The 22054-nt window shown below is 57.0% G+C and carries 18 protein-coding genes; 9 read left to right on the top strand and 9 right to left on the bottom strand.

Annotation, left to right across the window (positions count from 1 at the left end; genetic code table 11):
- Positions 1-11 precede the first annotated feature (11 nt).
- Entirely contained in the window at positions 12-437 is a 426-nt protein-coding gene (locus ACW17M_RS21730) for a CopD family protein (RefSeq protein ID WP_022522998.1), read from the top strand.
- Between the two features lie 25 nt (positions 438-462).
- On the opposite strand, the gene ACW17M_RS21725 is transcribed toward ACW17M_RS21730, so the two are convergent.
- Positions 463-924, bottom strand: a complete 462-nt coding sequence (locus tag ACW17M_RS21725; RefSeq protein WP_022522999.1) for a DUF2231 domain-containing protein — start codon at positions 922-924, stop codon at positions 463-465.
- 36 nt (positions 925-960) lie between these two features.
- Between ACW17M_RS21725 and coxB the strand changes: the two genes are divergently transcribed.
- From coxB to ACW17M_RS21705, 4 genes are read left to right on the top strand one after another with little or no spacing between them, the layout of a single operon-like run.
- Positions 961-2004, top strand: coding sequence for a cytochrome c oxidase subunit II (gene coxB / locus ACW17M_RS21720; protein WP_457548082.1), 1044 nt, complete (start codon positions 961-963; stop codon positions 2002-2004).
- Positions 2001-4541 (top strand): cytochrome c oxidase subunit I, encoded by a 2541-nt coding sequence (ctaD, locus tag ACW17M_RS21715; protein WP_457548081.1) that lies wholly within the window; start codon positions 2001-2003, stop codon positions 4539-4541. The genes coxB and ctaD overlap by 4 nt, the downstream gene beginning before the upstream one ends.
- A gap of 4 nt (positions 4542-4545) precedes the next feature.
- Entirely contained in the window at positions 4546-4902 is a 357-nt protein-coding gene (locus tag ACW17M_RS21710; RefSeq protein ID WP_051051983.1) for a hypothetical protein, read from the top strand.
- A gap of 47 nt (positions 4903-4949) precedes the next feature.
- Positions 4950-7094: a heavy metal translocating P-type ATPase gene (locus tag ACW17M_RS21705; RefSeq protein WP_457548090.1), complete on the top strand. Its 2145-nt coding sequence runs from the start codon at positions 4950-4952 to the stop codon at positions 7092-7094.
- On the opposite strand, the gene ACW17M_RS21700 is transcribed toward ACW17M_RS21705, so the two are convergent.
- Together ACW17M_RS21700 and ACW17M_RS21695 are read right to left on the bottom strand one after the other, a co-directional pair.
- Positions 7091-7390 carry a winged helix-turn-helix domain-containing protein gene (locus tag ACW17M_RS21700; RefSeq protein WP_022523004.1) on the bottom strand — a complete coding sequence of 100 codons (300 nt, stop codon included), beginning with the start codon at positions 7388-7390 and terminating at the stop codon, positions 7091-7093. The genes ACW17M_RS21705 and ACW17M_RS21700 overlap by 4 nt on opposite strands.
- Positions 7391-7431: 41 nt before the next feature.
- On the bottom strand, positions 7432-8517 hold the full coding sequence (locus ACW17M_RS21695; RefSeq protein WP_457548080.1) for a PA0069 family radical SAM protein: 1086 nt from the start codon (positions 8515-8517) through the stop codon (positions 7432-7434).
- A 224-nt stretch (positions 8518-8741) separates the two neighbouring features.
- Here ACW17M_RS21695 and ACW17M_RS21690 point away from each other — a divergent pair, with 224 nt between their 5' ends.
- The gene (locus ACW17M_RS21690; RefSeq protein ID WP_457548079.1) at positions 8742-9287 is read left to right on the top strand and encodes a DinB family protein; all 546 of its coding nucleotides are present in this window, start codon (positions 8742-8744) and stop codon (positions 9285-9287) included.
- Between the two features lie 138 nt (positions 9288-9425).
- Complete coding sequence (locus ACW17M_RS21685) at positions 9426-9896, top strand: GNAT family N-acetyltransferase (RefSeq protein ID WP_457548078.1); 471 nt, start codon at positions 9426-9428, stop codon at positions 9894-9896.
- Between the two features lie 146 nt (positions 9897-10042).
- On the opposite strand, the gene pgi is transcribed toward ACW17M_RS21685, so the two are convergent.
- The 4 genes from pgi to ptsP all read right to left on the bottom strand — a co-directional run bounded on the left by pgi (position 10043) and on the right by ptsP (position 17478).
- On the bottom strand, positions 10043-11710 hold the full coding sequence (gene pgi, locus ACW17M_RS21680) for a glucose-6-phosphate isomerase (RefSeq protein ID WP_457548077.1): 1668 nt from the start codon (positions 11708-11710) through the stop codon (positions 10043-10045).
- 178 nt (positions 11711-11888) lie between these two features.
- Positions 11889-13628, bottom strand: coding sequence for a PTS fructose-like transporter subunit IIB (locus tag ACW17M_RS21675; protein WP_457548076.1), 1740 nt, complete (start codon positions 13626-13628; stop codon positions 11889-11891).
- Positions 13625-14608 carry a 1-phosphofructokinase gene (gene pfkB, locus ACW17M_RS21670; protein ID WP_457548075.1) on the bottom strand — a complete coding sequence of 328 codons (984 nt, stop codon included), beginning with the start codon at positions 14606-14608 and terminating at the stop codon, positions 13625-13627. The genes ACW17M_RS21675 and pfkB overlap by 4 nt, the downstream gene beginning before the upstream one ends.
- Positions 14608-17478: a phosphoenolpyruvate--protein phosphotransferase gene (gene ptsP / locus ACW17M_RS21665; RefSeq protein ID WP_457548074.1), complete on the bottom strand. Its 2871-nt coding sequence runs from the start codon at positions 17476-17478 to the stop codon at positions 14608-14610. The genes pfkB and ptsP overlap by 1 nt, the downstream gene beginning before the upstream one ends.
- Before the next feature lie 300 nt (positions 17479-17778).
- Between ptsP and cra the strand changes: the two genes are divergently transcribed.
- On the top strand, positions 17779-18756 hold the full coding sequence (gene cra / locus ACW17M_RS21660; RefSeq protein WP_190373026.1) for a catabolite repressor/activator: 978 nt from the start codon (positions 17779-17781) through the stop codon (positions 18754-18756).
- Here cra and ACW17M_RS21655 read toward each other — a convergent pair.
- Entirely contained in the window at positions 18753-19229 is a 477-nt protein-coding gene (locus ACW17M_RS21655; RefSeq protein ID WP_022523012.1) for a methylglyoxal synthase, read from the bottom strand. The genes cra and ACW17M_RS21655 overlap by 4 nt on opposite strands.
- A 104-nt stretch (positions 19230-19333) precedes the next feature.
- On the bottom strand, positions 19334-20836 hold the full coding sequence (pyk, locus tag ACW17M_RS21650; protein ID WP_009287090.1) for a pyruvate kinase: 1503 nt from the start codon (positions 20834-20836) through the stop codon (positions 19334-19336).
- A gap of 211 nt (positions 20837-21047) precedes the next feature.
- On the opposite strand from pyk, the gene gap reads away from it, so the two are divergent.
- Complete coding sequence (gene gap, locus ACW17M_RS21645; protein WP_138800826.1) at positions 21048-22052, top strand: type I glyceraldehyde-3-phosphate dehydrogenase; 1005 nt, start codon at positions 21048-21050, stop codon at positions 22050-22052.
- Positions 22053-22054: the final 2 nt, after the last annotated feature.

Genomic DNA, 22054 nt, shown 5'->3' with positions numbered 1-22054 from the left:
AGGAAGCCCCGATGCCTTGGCTTAAACTGCTTCACATTGCCGCGCTAGTGATCTGGTGCGGCTCACTGCTTTATCTGCCCGCCTTGCTTAGCCAGGCACTGCAGCTTCGCAAAGACGCGGGCTTCGCTCAGGGCACACCGCCCATGCCGCGGTTTTTTTATAACTCAGTCGCTACCCCGGCCGCTTTAGTGGCTATTGCCTCGGGCACGCTGCTATTTCTCATCCATGGTGTGTTGGGCGGCTGGCTGATCTTAAAGCTGGGTGCCGTAGTGGCCATGGTCGCCGCTCATGGCAGCTTTGGCTGGTTAATCTTGCGCCTTGAGATGGGCCACTACCGCTGGGTAAAACCCGCCAACTGGACGGCGCTATGTGTTGCGTTAGCGGGCATTATAGGTGTGCTGGGGCTTGTGTTAGCTAAGCCACTGGATTGGAGCTAACGCCGTGTCTTTTAACAGCTTAGTTTTAATCCTCAACGTCGACCCCCACGGCGTGCTCATACACCAACTGCCCACCCAGCCAGCCTGCCAAAGCGATCAACGCGGCGGTGAGCAGCGATACGGCCAGCCCCCAAGGCAAAATCGCGCTCGGGTCGTTGAAGCGCAGCAGCCAGTTCAGCGACGCCAACGAGAGCATCACCACCGCGACGATAGCGTGGCTCCAGCCGGTAATCAGGCGGCGAATGCGCGGCACAGTGACCAGGTCAATAATGCCTGCCGTGCTGGCAATCCAACCGCCAAATGCGCCGACACCGGCCAGCCACAAGCTGGCGCGCAACCAGAATGGGTCGCCGCTAAGCAGGAAACCGATATCGCTTGCCACCAGCGCCATCAGGGCTGCGACGGGAAAGTGAATCATCACGGGATGAAGCGGATGGCCGGCGAGAGATGCGTGGCTTTTAATCGAGCGCTGGCGAGGCTTTGCCATGATCACTTCCTGTGGGCAGAAAAAGGAATTCAAGGGATGAGGCTGATAATTCAACGCTTAACCAAGCAGCGGGTCAACTCACTTGGCACACCGCTAGCGCTGTTAGTCGGCCTGCTATTAGCCGGTTGCGCGGGGGATAAGTCTATTCTAGACCCGGCAGGCCAAGCCGCGCGAGACGTGGCGATGATTTGGTGGGTAATGCTGAGTTTTGGCACTGTGGTATTGGTGCTGGTGACTGCTTTTTGGCTGTATACCTTCAAGCGCAAGGAGGTCGTACGTACGTCTGCCGAGGAGCGAAAAATAGCGCGTCGCTGGATTATTGGCGGTGGCATTGTGCTGCCGGTGGCCAGCATTACCGCACTACTGGCCTTTGGTGTGCCCACCAGCCAGCGGCTTTTACCGTTGCCCCTGGCAGAACCGCCGGAGGTAATTGAAGTGATTGGCCACCAGTGGTGGTGGGAAGTGCGCTACCCCGGCGCAGAAGGGGGAGAGGTGGTGACTTCAAATCAGCTCATCATGCCCGCTGGTGAGCCAGTCGATTTTCACGTTACGGGTGCTGACGTTATTCACGCTTTCTGGGTGCCTCGCCTGGGCGGCAAGATCGATATGATCCCAGGGCGAGTGAACAAAATACGCTTGGAAGCGGACGAACCGGCGGTATTTGGTGCTCAGTGCGCAGAGTTCTGCGGCGCCCAACATGCCCAGATGCAACTCTATGTGGAAGCCGTCGGGCGTGACGAGTACGACGCTTGGCTGGCCGCCCGTCAAACGGAAGCATTATCGTCGCTAGCTGCAAACGATCAGGAGCATGAGCCTGCCAGGGAGGCATTTATGACCCATTGCGCGAGCTGCCACCGGGTAGCGGGACTATCCTCTGGGGAGGAGGGGCCGGATCTTTCTGATCTTGGCAGTCGGACTAGCTTAGGGGCAGGGATAATAGCCATGAAGGAGGGCGCAGTTACCCACTGGCTTAAGCACCACCAACGCTTAAAACCGGGCAACAAAATGCCGCCCCACGATGATATTGAGACGGCCACCTTGGCGTCCCTGGGGGCTTGGCTGGAGACGCTAACCCCATGACCACCATTAACCGTGAAGCGACCCCAGAAGGCGATAACATCGCAGCCCCCAACCAGTTGCACAGTGACTTGCACGATATCTGGGGCAATCCGCGTGGCTTAAAAGCCCTCACCATTGTGAATCACACCACTCTCGGCCTGCGCTTTATGGTGACCGGGATGGCGTTCTTCTTGCTCGGCGGGCTGTTAGCCATGCTGGTGCGCACCCAGCTGGCGCTCCCTGATCAAGACTTTATGTCGCCGGATATCTATAGCCAAGTCACCACCATGCATGGCACGGTGATGATGTTTCTGTTCGCCATTCCCATGCTGGAAGGGCTGGCGATTTATATGATTCCCAAAATGATCGGTGCCCGGGATCTGGTTTGCCCACGGCTAACATCCCTGGGTTACTGGTGCTATCTGTTTGGCGGCATCATCCTGTCGTTTAGTTTGGTGTTAGAGATGGCGCCTAATAGCGGCTGGTTTATGTATACCCCGCTCAGTGGCAGCGAGTACTCACCGGGTTTGGGCTCAGATTTTTGGCTGCTAGGGATCACCTTCGTAGAGATTTCCGCGCTCTCTGCCGGGGTCGAATTGGTGGTCTCGATACTGCGTACCCGCACTCAGGGCATGGCGCTGCACAAAATGCCGCTGTTTGCCTGGTATATCCTCGCCATGGCGCTGATGATCGTGGTCGGTTTCCCGCCGCTGATTCTGGGCAGTATTCTACTGGAGCTTGAGCGCGCAGTGGGGATGCCCTTTTTTGAAGTGACCGGTGGCGGTGATCCGATTCTATGGCAGCACCTATTTTGGCTGTTCGGCCATCCCGAGGTTTACATCATTTTCCTGCCTGCGGCGGGCATTGTCTCCACGCTGATACCAGTGTTTGCTGGCCGTCCGATCGTTGGTTACGGCTGGGTGGTCTTCGCCATTACCGTGACAGGCTTTATCAGTTTCGGACTATGGGTTCACCACATGTTTACCGTGGGGATTCCGCAACTGGCTCAAGCATTCTTCTCCGCGGCCAGTATGCTGGTGGCGGTACCTACCGCGATTCAGGTGTTTGTCTGGCTGGCTACGCTATGGCTGGGTAAGCCCAAAATGAAGCTTCCAATGCTATGGATCATGGGCTTCCTGATTATCTTCGTGTGTGGAGGTTTGACTGGAGTAATGCTGGCGCTGGTGCCCTTTAACTGGCAGGTGCACGATACCCACTTTGTGGTGGCGCATATGCACTATGTGTTGGTGGGGGGCATGTTCTTCCCGCTGATTGCCGGACTCTACTACTGGCTGCCGCTGTTTTCAGGGCGAATGCCTTCTGAAACCCTGGGCAAATGGGGCTTTTGGCTCACCTTTTTGGGCTTTAATGGCACTTTCTTGATCATGCACTGGACTGGCCTTTTGGGGATGCCGCGGCGGGTCTACTCTTATGAAACGGGCATGGGCTGGGATATTTTCAACCTGCTGTCATCCATGAGTAGCTTTATTATGTCGGCGGGGATTGCCATGGTGCTGCTGGATTTTGCGCTGCACTTCCGTTTTGGCAAACCCGCTAAGCATAATCCCTGGAACGCGGATACCCTGGAGTGGGCCAACAGTATGCCACCCAGCGCCTATAACTTTGTCAGCCTGCCAAAGATCGATACGCGCCACCCACTATGGGATGACCCGGATCTACCGCGCACCATGGCAGAAGGGCAACATAGCTTGGCGGTGGCTACCCATGGCCGGCGGGAGATGTGGGGCACCGACCCATTAACGGGCAAAGTGCGTGAAATCATTCACCTGCCGGGTAACTCCTGGTGGCCGCTGTTCGCCGCAATGGCATTGGCCGTGGTGTGTTTAAGCCTGCTGACGCGGCTATATCCGCTGGCGGGTATAGCCGTTGTCGTGGCCGGACTATTTCTACTGCGCTGGTCTTGGGAGAATGGTGCGCATCCAAAAGCGGCGCCAGATGCAGAGGTAGCCCCCGGTGATCCACCGCTGCACTCGCGCACCATGGATGGTCCAGGCTTATGGACCATGTCGATCACGCTGCTGGCCAATGGTTCGTTCTTTCTCTCTTACCTGTTTGGCTGGTTCTATCTATGGACGGTGTCCCCTGAGTGGCGGATGCCTGAGACCTCACCGCTCTCCTTGGTGGGGCTGATCCTTGCCGGGGTGGCGCTAACTGCTGGCGTGGGAATTCTCGAAAAACTGGTGCGCGGTTTGCGCCAGGGTAAGGATGCGGGGCTGGCTGTGGGCATGTATTGCATCAGTGCCCTAGGCTTTGTTCAGGTTGCGATAACGCTTTGGGTGCTGTTGAGTGCAGACTTGGCGGTGACCGAAACCTCCCATGATGCGATCATTATGGTCGGGCTGGCCTATGCGCTGCTACACGGCGGTTTAGGCGCGGTGCTGACCCTGCTTCAGGGCCTGCGGGTAGGTTATGGCTATGTGGGTGCCCATGCGCCTTTCGAGCCTGCCGTGGTTGCCCAGTGGTGGCGCTATAACCTGGTGACGTTCTGGATACTCGTGGGCGCGCTTGCCGTGTTGCCGCGTGTGATAGGGAGCTAAGTTAATGTCCATCACGATGCAGCGGTTACATCTTACCCATCCCTTACATTTCGTCATTGGCTTAACGCTATGGTGTATCTGGTTCGTAGCCGTTTACGGCGGGCACGCAATAGCCTGCTCAGTTGCGCCGCCTGCTCCCGAGCAGGGCGTATTCACCCTGGTAAACGCTATGCTGCTGGTGGTTAGTATCGCGGCGATTGCGTTACTGGCGGTGCTAACAGTGGGTTGTTGCCGCATGGCTAGGCGCCATGAAGGGCGGCTGCGCTTTAATGCCACTGTTTCCGCCGGGCTGTATCTTTTCTCTACCTTAAGCGTTGTGTTTGCTGCAATGCCGATTATTGGTATTCCGCCTTGCCTGTAAGCGATGCGCTTAACAAAGAGGAAGAGCAGCTCTATACCCTACACGGTATGTGGTGCACCAGCTGTGCCCTGGCCGTGGAGGGCTCTCTAAAGCGGCTTGAAGGCGTGCGTGAGGTTAGCGTCCACTACCCAAGCGCAACGCTCTGCATCAGCGGTACACCTGTCGCTATCCAGCTCCCAACGCTCGCCCCAAAGGTTAAACGTTTGGGCTATCGGCTTACGGAACTTGAGCCGGTGGCAGATGCCCATGGGCGTTTAGAAGAGGAGAGCCGCTACCTGACGCTGAGGCTAATGGTCGGTTCGCTGTTCGGCATGTGGACGATGCTCGCTTCACTATTGATATATGCGGGTGCATTGCCTTCGGAGCGGATTGAACTGGTGGTGGCGTGGGTATCGGGGGCATTTTCCTTACCTGTCGTGCTGTTCGCAGGCGTGCCGTTTTACCGGGCCGGGTGGCGCACGCTGCTCGCCAAGCGCCCCGGCATGGATGTTTTAGTTAGCCTGGGTGTTATCGGCGCGGTGGTGGTCTCGGTTTGGCTACTAGGGCGCGGCTCTAACGAGGTCTATTTCGACACGGCGGTGATGCTTATTGTGCTTTTACTGGTTGGTCGGCTGGTGGAAACGCTGTGCCGTCACCGTGGGCTAAAAGCGCTCGATGCCCTGGCGCTTCCAAATGATGACATAACCGTTTGGCAGAACGAGCACTGGGGATCGGTTCCTGTGGATGAAGTGACGAAGGGAACGCGCGTCGAGCTAGCGCCCGGTGAGTTGATAGCCCTTGATGGGATCCTGGAAGCCCCGGGTTGGATCGATACTGCCTCGCTTACTGGCGAAAGCCTGCCTCGCTACTTTAATGCAGGACAGAAGGTCTACGCGGGCTGCCGTTACCTGGGGACAACGCCGCTGGTAATGCAGGTGAGTGCTGGGGTAGGCAAGCGGCGACTGGATCGGCTGTGTGACGAAATGCGCCGCTATCAGGCCAAAAAAGGCGAATTGCAGAAACTCGCTGACCGTTTTGCCGCATGGCTAAGCCCACTAGCGCTAGTGCTAGCGATGCTAACGCTGCCCACTGCGCTGCTACTTGGGTTGGGCTGGGAGGATGCCTTTGTGCGCGCACTGTCGGTGTTAGTGGTTGCTTGCCCCTGTGCCGTGGGGCTTGCAGTGCCGCTGGCAAGTCTTGCCGGTAGTGGCCAGGCCATGCAGCAGGGTGTTGCGCTACGCGACCCGGCAGCGCTCGAAACCTTGGCTCACATTCGCTCGGTAGCGCTGGATAAAACCGGCACCTTAACCACTGGCAGCCACTCGGTGCTGCACTGGCAGGCCAGGGAGGGCATTGATAAGCACACTTTGCAGCGCAAGCTCAGAGCCGCTGTTGCTGGCAGCGAACACCCCTTGGCACAAGCGTTAGCGCGCTGGTTGGGCAGCCAACATGATCAACAACCTGAGCAATGCGTGGACGTAAACGAAGCGCCTGGGGAAGGGCGCCATGTGCGCTTGAGTAACGGTGAATGTCTTATGGTAGGCAGCGCCGGTTGGCTTTCTCGCCATCAGATAGCGCTGCCAGACCACGAGGAGGACACAACGCTGGCCTTTGCTTCTCAAGTGATGGTAGCTGATAGTGCAGGCTGGCTAGCCACGCTCTATCTTACTGATCAACCAGTGGAAGATGCTGAAAAAAGCGTGAAACACCTGCTAGATGCAGGGTATGTGGTGGCAATGATCAGCGGTGATCGGCAGGAGGCGGTTAGTTGGTTAGATGAACAGGTGGGGCTTGGAAGAGAAGCTTGCTATGCCCAGCGCTCGCCTGAAGCCAAAGCGCGGCTTTTGCAGGGGTTGCCATCGCCAACGCTCTACGTGGGGGATGGCTTAAACGATACCCTGAGCCTGGCCGCGGCAGATGTTGGCATCGCTCCGCTAAGTGCCAGCGAAGCTGCCCGCGAAGGCGCTTCCGCACAGCTAATGACGCCAGGTATTGGTGGGGTAGTCAAACTGCTCAGCACTGCTAAACGCACGCGGCGCATCATGATTCAGAATCTATTCTTTTCAGCGCTCTACAATACCTTGGCACTCGGGCTGGTGGTGCTGATGGCGATCCCCCCGCTAGTAGCGGTACTCGCCATGGCGGCAAGTTCGCTGACGGTTACCCTCAACGCTGCACGGCTGGCCTGGGCAGAGTCTAATGATAATGGCTAAATAGCATAGCCAAGCGCCTGTTTAAGCCGCTCGGCGTGTGTGGCCACCCAACGTGGATCTATCGCCCCCCAATCACGTATCTGGTAGCGGCCGATGTTGTGACGCTCGCCCTCATCTTTCGTAAATACGCACTCGATATCCAGCTCGGCAAGAGATGCAATCGTATCCTGTGCGGTGCGCCGGGGCATACCGGTGGCCTCGATCAACGTCGGCACACTGGCGACACCTTGTTCGATCAAATGGGCGACGTATAAGCGGCGGTAAAAACTCGATTTGGTTTTGCTTAGAGCAGGCATTCGGCTTCCTTTGCAGCTGATTTATGCGCGTGCTGCTTAGCTTAAATGAATAAATCCTGCTGCGCTCGTGGTGGGCGAAAATCCCGGGTGTTTAAGCCCTGCTCGGTGCGGTCCTGCATGTTCCACTGGCGGCTGGCGCGGGCAAAGCGTTGCGCAATTAAATCGGCAAATACTCCTTCACCGCGAAAGCGCTTACCAAACTTGGCATCGTACGCTTTACCGCCACGGCACTGACGCATTAGGCTCATCACTTTCGCAGCGCGCTCCGGGTAGTGGGCTTCTAACCACGCTTCAAATAGCGGCGCCACTTCATGGGGTAAGCGCAGCAGCATCCAGGTAGCGGTTCGCGCTCCTGCACGACTGGCGGCTTCCAAGAGTTTTTCGATTTCATGATCGGTTAGCCCCGGAATAACCGGCGAAATTAAAGCACCTACGGGAATGCCCGCGGTATTCAGTTCCCGAATGGCTCGTAAGCGCGCCTGAGGAGATGCCGCCCGCGGCTCTAATGTGCGTTTCAAGTTGGCATCCAGGCTAGTCAAACTAACAAATACGTGCACCAGCCGGTGCTCAGCCATTTCGGCCAGGAGTTCCAAATCGCGCAGCACTAAGGTGCTTTTGGTGACCAGCGTTACCGGATGGCGACACTCCAGCAGCAGCTCAAGTAACTGCCGAGTGGTTTGATGTTTGGCTTCAAGCGGTTGGTAGCAGTCGGTGTTGCCGGAAAGGTTGATGGGGCGGCACACATAGTTGGGATGACAAAGCTCTTCAGTTAACCGCTCCACTAAACCGCTGCGGGCAATCAATTTGGTTTCAAAATCCAACCCCGGCGACAAATCCCAGTAAGCGTGAGAGGGGCGGGCATAGCAGTAAACGCAGCCGTGCTCACAACCACGATACGGGTTCAGTGATCGATCAAAGGGTAAATCCGGCGATTTGTTCCAGGAGAGTGCGCTTTTGCTGACTTCCTCACGTACTTCGGTGGCGATAGTGGTGGATGTTTCCTCCCGCCACCAACCGTCGTCTTCCGCAATGCTTTGGGTGGGCGCAAAACGGTTATGCGGATCGTACGTTGCCCCGCGACCTTTACGCACGGCTGACGCATGAGACGCTTGTTCGGGAGTCGTCATTGGCCACCTCACCTCTAAATGCTATTGATGCATATGCATGGTTATATATACAGTATATGGCGTTTATAAAAAGACGCAAGCAGAGGGGTAGGGGCTTAAATGCTAAATTCGGGGGATGAACAGACGCTCCGTTATTTCATACTCTTAACTAGGGCCTGTTGGCGTTTCACTCACGGCCACGCTGGCGCCCATATTGGCCCATATTGAAAGAGGCGATATGACCTATGGAGCTGCAACCACATTTTGAGCTGATGGCATCCTATAACCAGTGGATGAACACCAAGGTATACGATGCTGCCAGCAGGCTGACGACCGCTGAGCTTAGCGAAGAGCGTGGCGCTTTCTTCGGTTCGATTTTTGGCACGCTAAATCATGTTATGGTCGCCGATACCATTTGGCTTAAGCGGTTTGCAGCGCATCCCGCGTCTAGCGCAAGAACGCTTGCGGTAATAGTCGACCTCCCTACGCCACAGCGGCTTGATGAATTGATGTTTGATGACTTGGAAGGCCTGAAAGCGCATCGCCGATGGTTTGATACTGTGATTATTAACTGGGTGGGCGCGCTAACTGATGACGATTTGAGTACCACGCTGAGTTATCACAACACAAAAGGAGTGGCCTCAAAACGACGCTACTCAAGCCTGATTCTCCACTTCTTCAATCACCAAACCCACCACCGCGGGCAGGCATCTACCTTATTCTCCCAAGCCGGTGTGGATATTGGCGTCACTGATCTGCTGGCGCTGATTCCGGACGAAGCATCAATATGATGTTTAACCACCTTATATGGTGGAAAACGGTGAAGGGAGAAAGGCCATGCATATTAGATATATGTATACTGAAGATCATTGATAGTGGTCACTTACATTGAAAGGTTTCACATTAATTAAGACGGTTGCGAGCACTAGATGATCAAGCTAGAAAAACTTGATGCAGCGGATGTGGCTGAAGTGCGCAACATCGCGGTGCGCGATGATCAGGTGAAATTTGTGGGAACCGCTAAGGAGTTTCTCACTGATCGACATGAAACGACGCATCTGCATGTGATTAAGCACGATGACCAGTTGGTAGGATGCTTCAAAATCGATATAGCCTACGCTGATGACTATGATTTTTGTACGGAAGGCAGCATAGGCCTACGCACGTTTTTCATTGACGCCAAGCAGCAGGGTAGAGGGCTTGGGACGTTGGCGGTAAAAGCGCTGTTTCCCTACCTAAAAGAAAACTATGCGAATTATCCCCGAATCTACCTGACGGTGAACGCCAAGAACCCTGCGGCTCACACCTGTTACCAAAAGGCGGGCTTCCATGAAACAGGTGAGCACTACCTGGGCGGGGCTGCGGGGCCTCAACATATAATGTATTGGGACCTCCAGTGATCAGAACGTTTACCCCAAGCGATAGTGAGTCAGTTCTGACTTACTAGTTCGTTGATGTTATGTAGCTTGACGTATAAGGGCGAGCATAAACGCCTTGGTTTTCTCAAACCAAGGCGTTCTTTTTTCTACCCGGTTAGCAAGCTAGCCTAGCGCTTCTTCTTCGCGGGTTTCTTACCGGCACTGGCTGGTGCGCTTTCCTTCTCACCGCTACCGCCATTAGGGAAGTGCGCACGCACCAGTTCCAGCAGACCTTGCGTTGAGGCGTCGAAGTCGGCGGCGTTGGTGTCGATGCGCTCGCTGATTTCACCGGCGATGCGCTTGCCGAGCTGTACGCCCCACTGGTCAAAGGAGTTGATGTTCCAGATGACCCCTTGCACGAACACCTTGTGCTCGTAGAGCGCGATCAGTGCCCCCAGGTTTTTTGGCGTTAGCTCATCCAGCAGTAGGGTGCTGGAAGGACGGTTGCCGGGGCAGCTGTAGGGGTCGTGTTGACTGAGCTCTTTGCTGTCCCCTTGGCTGCCTTCCATAAAGGCGTTGGCCTGGGCGAGCATATTGGTCAGTAGGGCGAAGTGGTGGTCTTCCACGCCGGGCTCGGGCTTGAGCGAGGCAATAAAATCAATCGGCACGTAGCGGGTGCCCTGGTGCAGTAGCTGGAAGAAGGCGTGCTGGCCGTTGGAACCGGTTTGGCCCCATACAATCGGGCCGGTTTTATAGTTCACCGGGTGGCCGAAAATATCCACCGACTTACCGTTTGACTCCATATCCAGCTGCTGCAAAAACGAAGGCAGTTGGTTCAGCGCCTGGTCGTAAGGCACGATGGCTTGGGTCTCAGCGCCAATAAAGTTGATGTACCAAATACCAATCAGTGCCATCAGCACGGGCATGTTTTGCGAGAAGGGCGCGTTGATGAAATGGTTATCCATCTCATGAGCGCCTTCCAGCAGCTCGATAAAGCCCTCAAAACCGATCGAAAGCGCAATTGGCAGGCCGATGGACGACCACATGGAGTAGCGTCCACCCACCCAGGCCCAGAACTCGAACACGTTCTCTTCGCGAATGCCGAATTCCATGGCCGCTTTGCGGTTGGTAGAGGCGGCAATAAAGTGCGCGCCCACGTCGGCATCTTCACCAGCGTTCTCCAGGAACCAGCGCCGCGCGGTTTTGGCGTTTAGCAGTGTCTCCTGGGTAGAGAAGGTCTTGGTAGAGACGATAAACAGCGTAGTCGCCGGATCAAGGCGCGAGAGCACTTTTTGAATATGGGTACCGTCCACGTTGGAGACGAAGTGGAAGTGGAGCTCCGGGTGGCGGTATTTGAGCAGCGCGCGAACCGCCATATTGGGCCCAAGATCCGAGCCACCAATGCCGATATTGACCACGTCTTTAATGCGTTTGCCGTTGTAGCCTTTCCATTCACCGCTGCGCACCGCTTCCGAGAACAGCTTGATCTGCTCGCGGGTGCGGGTGATCTCCGGCATGACGTCTTCACCGTCCACATAGACCGGCTCATCGCCTAAGTGGCGCAGAGCCGTATGCAGTACCGGGCGGTTTTCCGTAACGTTGATAATATCGCCGGAGAACATCTGTGCCCGCCGCTGTACCAGTGCGGAGTGGTCGGCTAGCTCAATCAGCTTGGTAAGCACTTCATCAGAGACATGGTGCTTGGAGTAGTCAAGAAACAGACCGCCTACCCGTAAACTCATTTTCTCAAAGCGCTGCGGGTCATTGGTGAAGTAGTCACGAATGCGGTCGTTGGCGGTTTTGTCGCGCAGGCGTTCAAGTGCCTGCCAGGTAACACTGCGAGTGAGCTGAAACATAGGATGATCCGTTTGTTATAGGTGAATTAGTGATCAAAAAGTAGGTTATGTAAAAATACTACATAAAAAATGACAAAGAGTAGAGGGTATAAGTGGCGTGAAAAGGTATTAAATGCGTAAAGCGACGTATTTAAAAGGGCAGGCATGTTCGCCTGCCCTCATTTTTTGGTAACAGCGGTTAGGTGGCGAGTGCTACTTGGGCCGCATCACGTTTGATAAACGCATAGCTTAAACCCGTCACCAACGAGCCAGCCACAATAGCGCCAAGGTAGAGCAGTACCGGGGTAATGGCGTTGGGAATCAGCAGTACGAAGATACCACCGTGAGGAGCCATGAGTTGCGCGCCTACCAGCATCGAGAGGGCGCCTGTGAGTGCGCCGCCCACCATGCAAGCGGGGATAACTCGTAGCGGGTCTTTCGCCGCAAAGGGAATCGCGCCTTCGCTGATAAAACAGAGGCCCAGTACAAAAGAGGCTTTGCCCGCTTCCCGCTCCGGTGCCGAGAACTTGTTGCGCGCTACAAAGCTGGCAATACCCATACCAATGGCAGGTACCATCCCAGCCGCCATGATCGCCGCCATGGGGCCGTAAGTTTCAGAGGCTAGCAGGCCTACGCCAAAGGTGTAAGCCGCTTTGTTGACCGGGCCACCCAGATCGAAACACATCATCGCGCCGAGCAGGATACCCAGTAGCACAGCGTTGGTGGAGCCCATGGACTCCAGGAAACTGGTCAGAGCATTAAGCAGCGCCGCGACCGGTTCGCCAATCACATAGATCATGGTGAGGCCGGTGACCAAACTGGCGACTAGCGGAATGATCAGAATTGGCTTCAGGGATTCAATGCTGGAGGGCAGTTTGACGTAGCGCGTAACCGCTAGCGCCACGTAGCCCGCCAGGAAACCCGCCAAAATACCGCCGATAAAGCCGGAGCCGATATTGGCCGCCAGCATGCCACCAATCATACCCGGTGCGATGCCGGGGCGGTCGGCGATGGAGTAGGCAATATAACCTGCCAGCACTGGAATCATCAGTGCAAAGGCGGTGCCACCGCCGATCTGCATCAGCGCGGCGGCCAGAGTGCCTTCCTGCTCAAAGGCCTCAATACCGAACACAAAGGAGAGTGCAATCAGTAGGCCGCCCGCCACCACCATTGGCAGCATAAAGGAAACGCCGGTGAGCAGGTGCTTATAAACGCCTTTCTCTTTGACGCTCTTATTTGCTGTGCCCGCATTGCTGCTGCCGTTCTCTATGGCGGCCTCGCTGAGCGCAGCTTCAAGCGTGGGGCGTGGTTTTTTTAGCGCGTTGCCAGTAGAAGTGCGGTAGATGCGCTTACCAGCGAACCGCGACGGATCAACGTCGATATCGCAGGCCAATACGACTATGTCGGCGTCGGCGATCTCTTCTTCGGTCAATTTATCTTGTGCGCCCACCGAGCCTTGGGTTTCCACGCGAATGGCGTGGCCCATGGCTTTGCCCGCCTCTGCGAGTGCTTCGGCGGCCATAAAGGTATGCGCCACGCCGGTGGGGCAGGCAGTGACGGCAACGATTTTCTTGCCACCCGCGCTGTTTGCAGCGGTAGATGCGCTAGTAGTAGAGGCGGCAGGTGCGCTATAAATCGGCGCTTCACGCTTAGCCTGGGCTAGAAAAGCGCTGGGATCGGGGAGTGCGCTGGCAATCGGTGCTTGGAATAGCCGCTTGCCTTCAAAGCGCTCTGGGGCAGGCACGTGATCGGCGGCGACCACGATCAAATCGGCATTGGCGATCTGCTCGGCAGTAGCGGCCTGGAGCGGCGCGACTTCGCCGTGCATTTCCACATGCGCCGACCAGCCTTGGCGCTGGGCGGCTTGTTCCAGGCGCTTAGCCGCGAGGAAGGTGGTCGCCATGCCGCTGGGGCAGGCGGTAATCAGAATAATATTCATAGCGTGGCTCCCTCGGTGATGGTGTCGTCAAGACGCCGTATCCGGGTGTGTTGTTGGAGTGAATCGAAATCGGCAGCGTGGGGGTTGCCCACGCCAACGTGGCGCACGGCCTCGGCCGAGAGCGCGGTGGCAAAGCGCAGCGTCTGTTCAGCGTCTTGCTGGCCGTTCTGATGAGTCAGCAGGCCGTGGAGCATGCCCGCGACGAAGGTATCGCCGGCGCAAACGGTATTCGTCGCGGTGACCTTAGGGGGTGTAGCGTGCCAGGCACCTTGAGCGTTAACCCACAACACCCCTTCGGCACCCGCTGAAATCAGCGCATGGGCGATGCCGCTTTTATGCAGCCGTTTAGCCGCATTCAAGCGAGCATCAGAAGAGGTCATATCTTCGCTCGCCCACTCTGCCAGTTCGTTTTCATTAGGCTTAACACCGGCGGGGTGAGTCGCTATGGCCGCATTGAGTGCCGGGCCACTGGTATCTACCCAGAGCGGTACGCCGCTGGCGTTTAAGTGGTTTAACAGCGCGCTGAAATCGACCAGTGACAGCCCCGGGGGCAGGCTGCCCGCCACGACGACCGCCTGGGGGGGCGTCGCGCTGGAAAGCTCGGTATTTAGCGTGTCGATCAGCGCCTGCAAATGCGTGGCGTCAATGGGCATGCCGGGGCCATTAATATCGGTAACGCGGCCGCTTTGTTCCGCAATTTTGGCATTAATACGGGTTTCTCCCGGCACGCGCACAAAGGCGTCGGTCAGGGAGTGCTGGGTAAATGCCAATTGAAAGGGAGCGTCGTTATCGGCACCTAAAAAGCCGCTGACGGTGACGTCGTGACCAAGACCCGCCAATACGCGAGCAACGTTAACGCCTTTGCCCGCTGCTTCTAATTGGGCGCTAGTGGGGCGGTTGACGCTGCCCAGCACCAAGGCGTCAAGGTTAAACGCCAAATCCAGTGCCGGGTTCAGGGTAATGCATAGCACGCGGGCCATTAGCGCGCCTCCAGTGCATCGCGCACTTCATCGCTAGTCGCCTGATTCAGCGCTAACTGAGCGCTGGCTTGGGCATCAGCGAAGTCAAACTCGCGCAGGCGGGCTTTGACCAGCGGGATCTGCCGCGCGCTGACGGAGAGCTCGTCCACGCCAAGGCCTACCAGTACCGGAATGGCCACGGCGTCTGAAGCCAATTCGCCGCACACACCGACCCATTTGCCTTGGGTATGGGCAGCCGCCACGGTCATCTGAATCAAACGCAGCACAGCAGGGTGTAAGCCATCGGCTTGAGCAGAGAGCTCTGGGTGGCCGCGGTCGATAGCCAGGGTGTACTGGGTTAAGTCATTAGTGCCTACTGAGAAAAAATCCACCTCGGCGGCAAGGCTGGGTGCCAGCAGCGCGCTAGAGGGTATTTCAATCATCACCCCCAACTGCACATCGGTGGCGCGCTGGGAAGTAGGGATCTCTTTGAGTAGGCGATCGTAGATGGCTTTTACAGCGCGGAACTCAGCGATATCTTTGACCATCGGCAGCATAATCCGCAGTGGACTATCCTTGCCTGCCATCAATAACGCACGCAATTGGGTCTCGAGCACTTCGGGTTGTGTCAGCGCTAAGCGAATACCGCGTAGGCCCAGGAAGGGGTTGTCTTCTTGGGGTACCGGCCAGTAGGGGAGTGGCTTGTCGCCGCCGACATCTAATGTGCGCGCTACCAGCGGGCGGCCATCCAGGGCGTCAATTGCCTGACGGTACTCGCTAATCTGAGTGGCTAAGTCTGGTGCGCTGGCGTGGGCCATGAACAGGAATTCAGTACGCAGCAGGCCAACGGCCTCAGCGCCACGCTCTACTGCATCAGCGGCGTGGGCAGTGTTGCCCAGGTTGGCGGCAACTTCGACACGGTGCCCATCGCGAGTTTGGGCGACCTCGAAGCGGCTTTCCCAGGCATCGGCTTCGCGCTGCTGGAGGTCTAGTAACTGCTGCTCGGCACGCTGTAGGCGCTCTTCGGAAGGTTGCGACGTCACTCGGCCACGCTCGCCATCCAGAATCATCATGCTGGCGTTGTTAAGCGCCATCACCGCTTGACCCGCGCCCACCACGGCGGGAATGCCCAGTGCACGGGCCAGAATAGCGCTGTGCGCCGTGGCGCCACCGCGAACGGTAAGCAGGCCGCGGACACGGGAAGTATCCAGCCGGGCCACATCGGAAGGGCCGATATCGTCCATCACCAGAATATAAGGGTGATCCGGCGGTTCGGGGAGCGTCACATCGCAGAGTACGCCCAACACCCGGCGACCTACGTCGCGCAGGTCGGCAGCGCGTTCGGCTAGCAGGCGGTCAGCGAGCATCTCCTGGGCGTGGGCCGCGGTTTCAATCGCTTCCCACCAGCCCGCTTCCGCCGAGCGCCCTTCACGAATGGCATCCGTCGCCGCGTGATGGAGCTCCGGGTCGTCGAGCATCTCTTCGTGCATTGAAAGAATATCGGCGACTTCGCCACCGGGGGCGTTATGCACCAATGTCTGCAGCTGGGCGGCGCCCTCTTTCAGCGCGCTATTTAAACGGCTGATTTCGTGTTCAGCGTCGCTTGCGTGCTCGGCGTACTCGAACTGCATCGGGCGAATGACAAATACTGGTGCAATGGCCAAGCCCGGCGAGGCGGCCACGCCGGTGTGGGGCGTATCGGCAGCGAGGGGCTCAACGGCCGGTGTAGCGGTGCTCGTTTCCTGCGTGCTATCAAAGCCGCCGTCAAAGGGCGTTACTTTTTCTCCCAGGCCCGATTCAACAGCCTCGGCGACGGCCTCTAGCGCCGCGCTTGCCTGCTCACCCTCGGCTGACAGCACCAGCCACTGGCCGCGGCGTGCGCCCAGGCCAATCACTTTGGTTAGGCTGGCGGCGGAAACCGGGGTGGCGCTGCCTTCTTCCAAACGTGCCTGAATCGGCATGGCCTGGGCGCGCGCTATCTGTACCAACTGTTTGGCGGGGCGAGCGTGCAGCCCATGGGGGTTGAGCACCCGTACCCGACGGGTTTGGGTATTTGCGGTTTCGCCCGCCAGGGTGGCCAGCAGCTGCGCGCTGGTTTTGCCCACCAGGCTTTGGCTTTCGCTGTTTTCCAACACCGCCATCAGTTGCTCTAACAGCGGGCGGTGGGCATCGCCGTGGGCGGCCAGACAGAACAACGCATGCACTGGATGACCAGTGTTTTCCAGGCTTTGTTCAGCCGGTGTGGCCACCCCAAGCGCGGGCTGGTTAACGCCCTGGGCGCTGCTAGCCAGCCACAGCCCTTTACCTAACCAGGTCGGCTGTGCTGCGGCGACGGCGGTAATAAAACTGTTATCGACACAGCCGCTTTGGCGTAAGCGGGCGGCTGCAGCCAGGGCGAGTTCTTGTGGGTCGCGTGCCGGAAAGTTGACGCATAGGGTGTCGGCATCCAGGCGCGGTTCTAATGCTGGTTTGGAAAGCAGCCGCGCTACATCTGCCGCGGAGGTGGCGTTTGCCAGTTGCTCGGAAACGCCTTCGCGATCCAGCACATGGGTGAGCTGGCGCAGAATATCCAGATGCTCATCATTCTGGGCAGCAATCGTTACCAGTACGTGCACTTGCTGGCCGTCGTGCCACTCGATCCCATGTGGGAACTGCAACACGCGTACACCCGTCTGCTTCACATACTGACGGCTTTCCGGTGTACCGTGGGGTATTGCGATGGCGTTGCCTAGAAACGTTGATGATTGTGCCTCGCGGGCGTGTAGGCCGTCGCGGTACTCGGCCTCAACCAATCCGGCCTCAACCAGCGCCTCAGCGGCACTGTCCAGCGCGGTTTGCCAGCTGTCGGCGTGGCGGCCTAGCAAGATGTCATCGGGGCCGAGTGTCAACATAGTATTCTCCTGTAAACGCGCACTGTCGGCATTTTAATGGGGCAGCGTCGACGCAGCGTCGTGTACATAAAGTGATCGTCGTTAAATGATCATGGTAATGGCGTTGATGCCAATGAGATGAACCGTGCCGTTTCAGTCGGTTTATCCTTGCCATTAAATCTGGGTATGGTGCTATTAAATCTGCACATAGTGCTATGCTGAATCGATTCACTGAATGACACAAGGTTTGAGCTTTTAGACTTTGGTCTGGTAGGCGCTAACTTGCTGATAAACTGCCCGGTCACACCAGGGGGAAACCGCATGACACTTGCCGATATTGCCCGGCTAGCCGGCGTCTCGCGCACCACTGCTAGCTACGTCATTAATGGTCAGGCCGAGCAGCGCCGCATTAGCGCAGCGACAATTGAAAAAGTGATGGCGGTGGTGCGGCAACACCGCTATCACATTGACCCTCAGGCGGCTGCGCTGCGCCGGGGTGCAAGCCGCTTGCTGGGGCTTATCGTGCCGGATTTGGAGAACATTAGTTATGCTCGCCTAGCCAAACGCCTGGAGCGGGGTGCACGGGAGCAGGGTTATCAGCTGTTGATCGTAAGCTCAGATGACTGTGCAGAGAGTGAACGGACACTCGCGTTGGCGCTGCGTGCGCAACGCTGTGAGGTGTTGATAACCGCCAGTTGCTTGCCTAGCGACGATACTTTTTATGCCGACCTGGTAGACGAGGGATGGTGCGTGGTGGGGATGGACCGTGGCCTCAACCCGACGCGCTTTGCCAGTGTCGTGAGTAACGATCAGGAGGCGGCTAAGACGTTGACCCGTTCGGTGATCGGCGCGGCGACCAAGCGTATTGCCTGGTTGGAAGCGATGCCGGAGCTGTCGGTTAGCTGTGAGCGGCGGGTGGGTTTTCAGGCGGCCCTTGAAGGCAGCATGATTGAACCGCTTTATCTTACCGGATCGCACTATGAGCGTAGCGAAGGGGTGCGTTTAGCGATTCAACTGCTGGATGAACAGGGCGGTGCCGACGCACTGGTGACGGCGTCCTATACACTGATGGAAGGGGTGTTTGATGTGTTCTTGGAGCGCGGCGGTCTGCCGGAGAATATGCGCCTGGCGACCTTTGGTGATCACCGGCTGCTGGATTTCCTTCCTCAGCCAGTGAACTCGGCGCTACAGGATTATGACCGTATTGCCGAGTTAACATTGCGCTGTGCCCTAGCCGCCATGAACGGCCACTATGAGAGCGGGCTGCAGGTGGTGGCGCGTCATCTGCACCGGCGTTAAACCGTGCGCGCCTGGGCCCAAGCTGCTGCATCTGGTATCGACATATCGTAACTCTCGCTCAAGTAGGGCGAGGAGAGCACGAAGTCGGCGCTCGCCGCATTGCAGGCAACGGGTACATTCCACAGCGCCGCTAAACGCAGCAACGCTTTGACATCCGGGTCGTGGGGCTGGGGTGAGAAGGGATCCCAAAAGAAGATCAGTACATCCAGCCGCTGCTCCGCAATCCGTGCGCCAATCTGCTGGTCACCGCCCAGAGGGCCGCTCATTAGACCCTCGACTTCTAACCCTAACGCGGTTTTAAGCCGCTTAGACGTTGTTCCCGTGCCAATCAATTCGTGCTGGCTCAGCGTATCCTTCCAGCGAGTTGCCCACTCAAGCATTTCGCTCTTCTTGCCATCGTGGGCAATTAGCGCAATACGCTTGCGCGCTTGCAGCGTACGGATGGCTTGGCGGGGCGGTTGCGCGTCACTCATTTCGTCACTTCCCTCATGGTTCTATTGCCTTTCGGTCTTATGGCCGAATGGTTTTTCTTTTTAAAGGTCGTAAAAGCTAAAAGCTCGCTACAAAGGTTAGACCGTTACTCGCTATCAAAGGCAAGGATTTTCATCGTATTGGTGCCCCCATGGGCATTCATATGGTCGCCGCGAGTGAGAATGACATGCTCGCCAGGGTGGATAAATCCCTGTGCCTGCAAGCATTTCAATGCTTCTTGGTTAAGGTTGGCCGGATCCATATCGGTGGTGTTGAAAGGAATGGAAACCACGCCACGATAGAGCGCCATACGCCGCTGGGCGATAGGGCTGTGAGCCAACCCTACGATAGGCAGGCCGGAACGAATGCGCGATGCAATCAGCGGTGTATAACCGGTGGAGGTCATGCAAGCGATGGCGCTGACGCCGGATAAGTGATTCGCTGCATACATCGCCGATAGCGCGATGGTTTCATCGATGCGCTCAAAGCCCTCATGAATACGGTGGCCTGACTCCTGAGCGAGACGCTCACGCTCGGCACCCAGACACACACGGTTCATCGCTTCGATGGTTTCCACCGGGTAGTCACCTGCGGCGGTTTCCGCAGAGAGCATCACTGCATCGGTGGCGTCGAGCACCGCATTGGCCACGTCGAAGACCTCGGCGCGGGTGGGTAGCGGCGACTCGATCATCGATTCCATCATTTGGGTGGCGGTAATGACGGCACGGTTGAGTGTGCGTGCGTGCTTGATAATTCGCTTCTGAGTACCGATCAGCGCGGCGTCGCCAATCTCAACGCCCAGGTCGCCCCTGGCCACCATGACCGCCTCAGAGGCTTCAATGATGCCATCCAGCGTAGCATCGTCGGCAACCGCTTCGGCGCGTTCAAGCTTAGCCACCAGGCCGATCTCTTTCCCGGCTTCGCCAAGCAGCTCGCGGGCTTCTTGCATATCTGCGGCGCTGCGCGGGAAGGAGACGGCTAAGTAGTCAACGCCAATCTCAATAGCGGTTTTTAGATCGGCCTTATCTTTCTCAGTAAGGGCGGGCGCTGAGAGTCCTCCTCCCTGCTTGTTAATGCCCTTATTGTTGGAGAGCTTGCCACCTACGTGAACGCGGGTATGCACTTCTTGTCCAATTACACGGGTGACATCGAGTACCAAACGGCCATCGTCGAGCAGTAGGCGGTCGCCCTCAACGACATCATCGGCCAGTGTTTGATAGTCGCAGCCGACGCGTTCTGCAGTGCCGCTATTGGCGTCCAGCGCCATGTCCAAGACAAATGCCTGGCCGACATTGAGGTTGACGGCGCCTTCGACAAAACGCGCAATACGAATTTTCGGCCCTTGCAGGTCGCCCAGCGCAGCAACGCTGCGGCCAAGGCGTTCGGCGATCTCGCGGACTTCGCTTAAGCGACGGCGGTGATCATCCGCCGAGCCGTGGGAGAAGTTAAGCCGCACCACATCCACACCGGCTTTTAGCATCGCTTCCAGCACGCCGGGGCGATCACTGGCGGGGCCGAGTGTGGCAACAATTTTGGTGCGCCTTAAAGGCGTATGGGAATGAGGGTTGGTAGACGCCGGTGCTGCTGTATTCGAGGTTGCATTCGTCATGGGCGCTCTCCTTGAGTAAGGGGATTGTGGGCAATTTAGTATTGGACTACGATAGCGTTTATATAGTAATTTTACTACATATTGGATATTTACTAGCCTTTTGGGGCGGTTGAAACGCTGTTTATCGGCCTCATGACGCTTAAATACGTATTTTTAGTAATTTTTTTACTAAAGGTGCAGATTGTTACTATTGGTCAATTGAGGAGCTATCATGACAATAAGAGTTGCGATTAACGGATTTGGCCGTATTGGCCGCAATGTACTGCGCGCCCTTTACGAAAACAGCTACCGTGACCGCGTACAGGTCGTCGCCATTAACGATCTCGGCGACCCCTCGCTAAATTCCCACCTGCTGCGTCACGATACCGTGCATGGCCACTTCCCCTTTAAGGTAGAACACGACGCCGAGAGCATCACGGTGGATGGTGATCGTATCGCCATCTCCTCAGAGCGCGATCCAGCGGAGTTGCCGTGGGCATCGATGAATATCGATCTGGTGATGGAGTGCACCGGGTTGTTTACCAAGCGCGAGGCGGCGGCCAAGCATATCGAAGCGGGTGCCAAGCGCGTGCTGATTTCCGCACCCAGCCCCGACGCTGATGCGACGATTGTGTATGGCGTTAATGACCAAGTGTTGACCGCTGAGCACACGGTTGTCTCTAATGCTTCCTGCACCACCAACTGCCTAGCGCCGGTCGCGAAAGCGTTGAACGATGCAGTCGGTATCGAAAACGGTTTGATGACCACGGTGCACGCTTACACCAATGATCAGAACCTCTCGGATGTTTACCACTCTGACCCCTACCGGGCGCGCAGTGCAACGCACTCCATGATCCCGACCAAAACCGGTGCTGCCGCAGCGGTGGGCTTGGTGCTACCAGAGCTGGCGGGTAAATTTGATGGCCTAGCCGTTCGCGTACCGGTGATCAACGTCTCGCTGGTGGATCTGACCTTTAGTGCCAGTCGCGATACCACTAAAGAAGAGATTAATGCCATCGTTGAGAAGGCCGCGGCTAACTCTCCGGTATTGGCTGTTAACGCTGAACCGCTGGTCTCTATTGATTTCAATCATGATGCCAACTCATCGACCTTCGATGCTAATCACACCCGCGTGAATGGCCGTCTGGTTAAAATCATGGCGTGGTACGACAACGAGTGGGGCTTCTCCAACCGTATGCTGGATACTGCGCTTGCCATGCAGGCGACTGCTAAGTAATA

The organism is Vreelandella sp. 2A-K22 (assembly GCF_054065485.1).
Note: the sequence above shows the minus strand (reverse complement) of the source record. Positions and strands in the feature narration are given on the sequence as shown.

Bases quoted from the DNA above. Each gene is read 5' to 3' on its own strand.
- ACW17M_RS21730 (WP_022522998.1), top strand. From the start codon at position 12: ATGCCTTGGCTTAAACTGCTTCACATTGCCGCGCTAGTGATCTGGTGC.
- ACW17M_RS21725 (WP_022522999.1), bottom strand. From the start codon at position 924: ATGGCAAAGCCTCGCCAGCGCTCGATTAAAAGCCACGCATCTCTCGCC.
- coxB (WP_457548082.1), top strand. From the start codon at position 961: ATGAGGCTGATAATTCAACGCTTAACCAAGCAGCGGGTCAACTCACTT.
- ctaD (WP_457548081.1), top strand. From the start codon at position 2,001: ATGACCACCATTAACCGTGAAGCGACCCCAGAAGGCGATAACATCGCA.
- ACW17M_RS21710 (WP_051051983.1), top strand. From the start codon at position 4,546: ATGTCCATCACGATGCAGCGGTTACATCTTACCCATCCCTTACATTTC.
- ACW17M_RS21705 (WP_457548090.1), top strand. From the start codon at position 4,950: ATGTGGTGCACCAGCTGTGCCCTGGCCGTGGAGGGCTCTCTAAAGCGG.
- ACW17M_RS21700 (WP_022523004.1), bottom strand. From the start codon at position 7,390: ATGCCTGCTCTAAGCAAAACCAAATCGAGTTTTTACCGCCGCTTATAC.
- ACW17M_RS21695 (WP_457548080.1), bottom strand. From the start codon at position 8,517: ATGACGACTCCCGAACAAGCGTCTCATGCGTCAGCCGTGCGTAAAGGT.
- ACW17M_RS21690 (WP_457548079.1), top strand. From the start codon at position 8,742: ATGGAGCTGCAACCACATTTTGAGCTGATGGCATCCTATAACCAGTGG.
- ACW17M_RS21685 (WP_457548078.1), top strand. From the start codon at position 9,426: ATGATCAAGCTAGAAAAACTTGATGCAGCGGATGTGGCTGAAGTGCGC.
- pgi (WP_457548077.1), bottom strand. From the start codon at position 11,710: ATGTTTCAGCTCACTCGCAGTGTTACCTGGCAGGCACTTGAACGCCTG.
- ACW17M_RS21675 (WP_457548076.1), bottom strand. From the start codon at position 13,628: ATGAATATTATTCTGATTACCGCCTGCCCCAGCGGCATGGCGACCACC.
- pfkB (WP_457548075.1), bottom strand. From the start codon at position 14,608: ATGGCCCGCGTGCTATGCATTACCCTGAACCCGGCACTGGATTTGGCG.
- ptsP (WP_457548074.1), bottom strand. From the start codon at position 17,478: ATGTTGACACTCGGCCCCGATGACATCTTGCTAGGCCGCCACGCCGAC.
- cra (WP_190373026.1), top strand. From the start codon at position 17,779: ATGACACTTGCCGATATTGCCCGGCTAGCCGGCGTCTCGCGCACCACT.
- ACW17M_RS21655 (WP_022523012.1), bottom strand. From the start codon at position 19,229: ATGAGTGACGCGCAACCGCCCCGCCAAGCCATCCGTACGCTGCAAGCG.
- pyk (WP_009287090.1), bottom strand. From the start codon at position 20,836: ATGACGAATGCAACCTCGAATACAGCAGCACCGGCGTCTACCAACCCT.
- gap (WP_138800826.1), top strand. From the start codon at position 21,048: ATGACAATAAGAGTTGCGATTAACGGATTTGGCCGTATTGGCCGCAAT.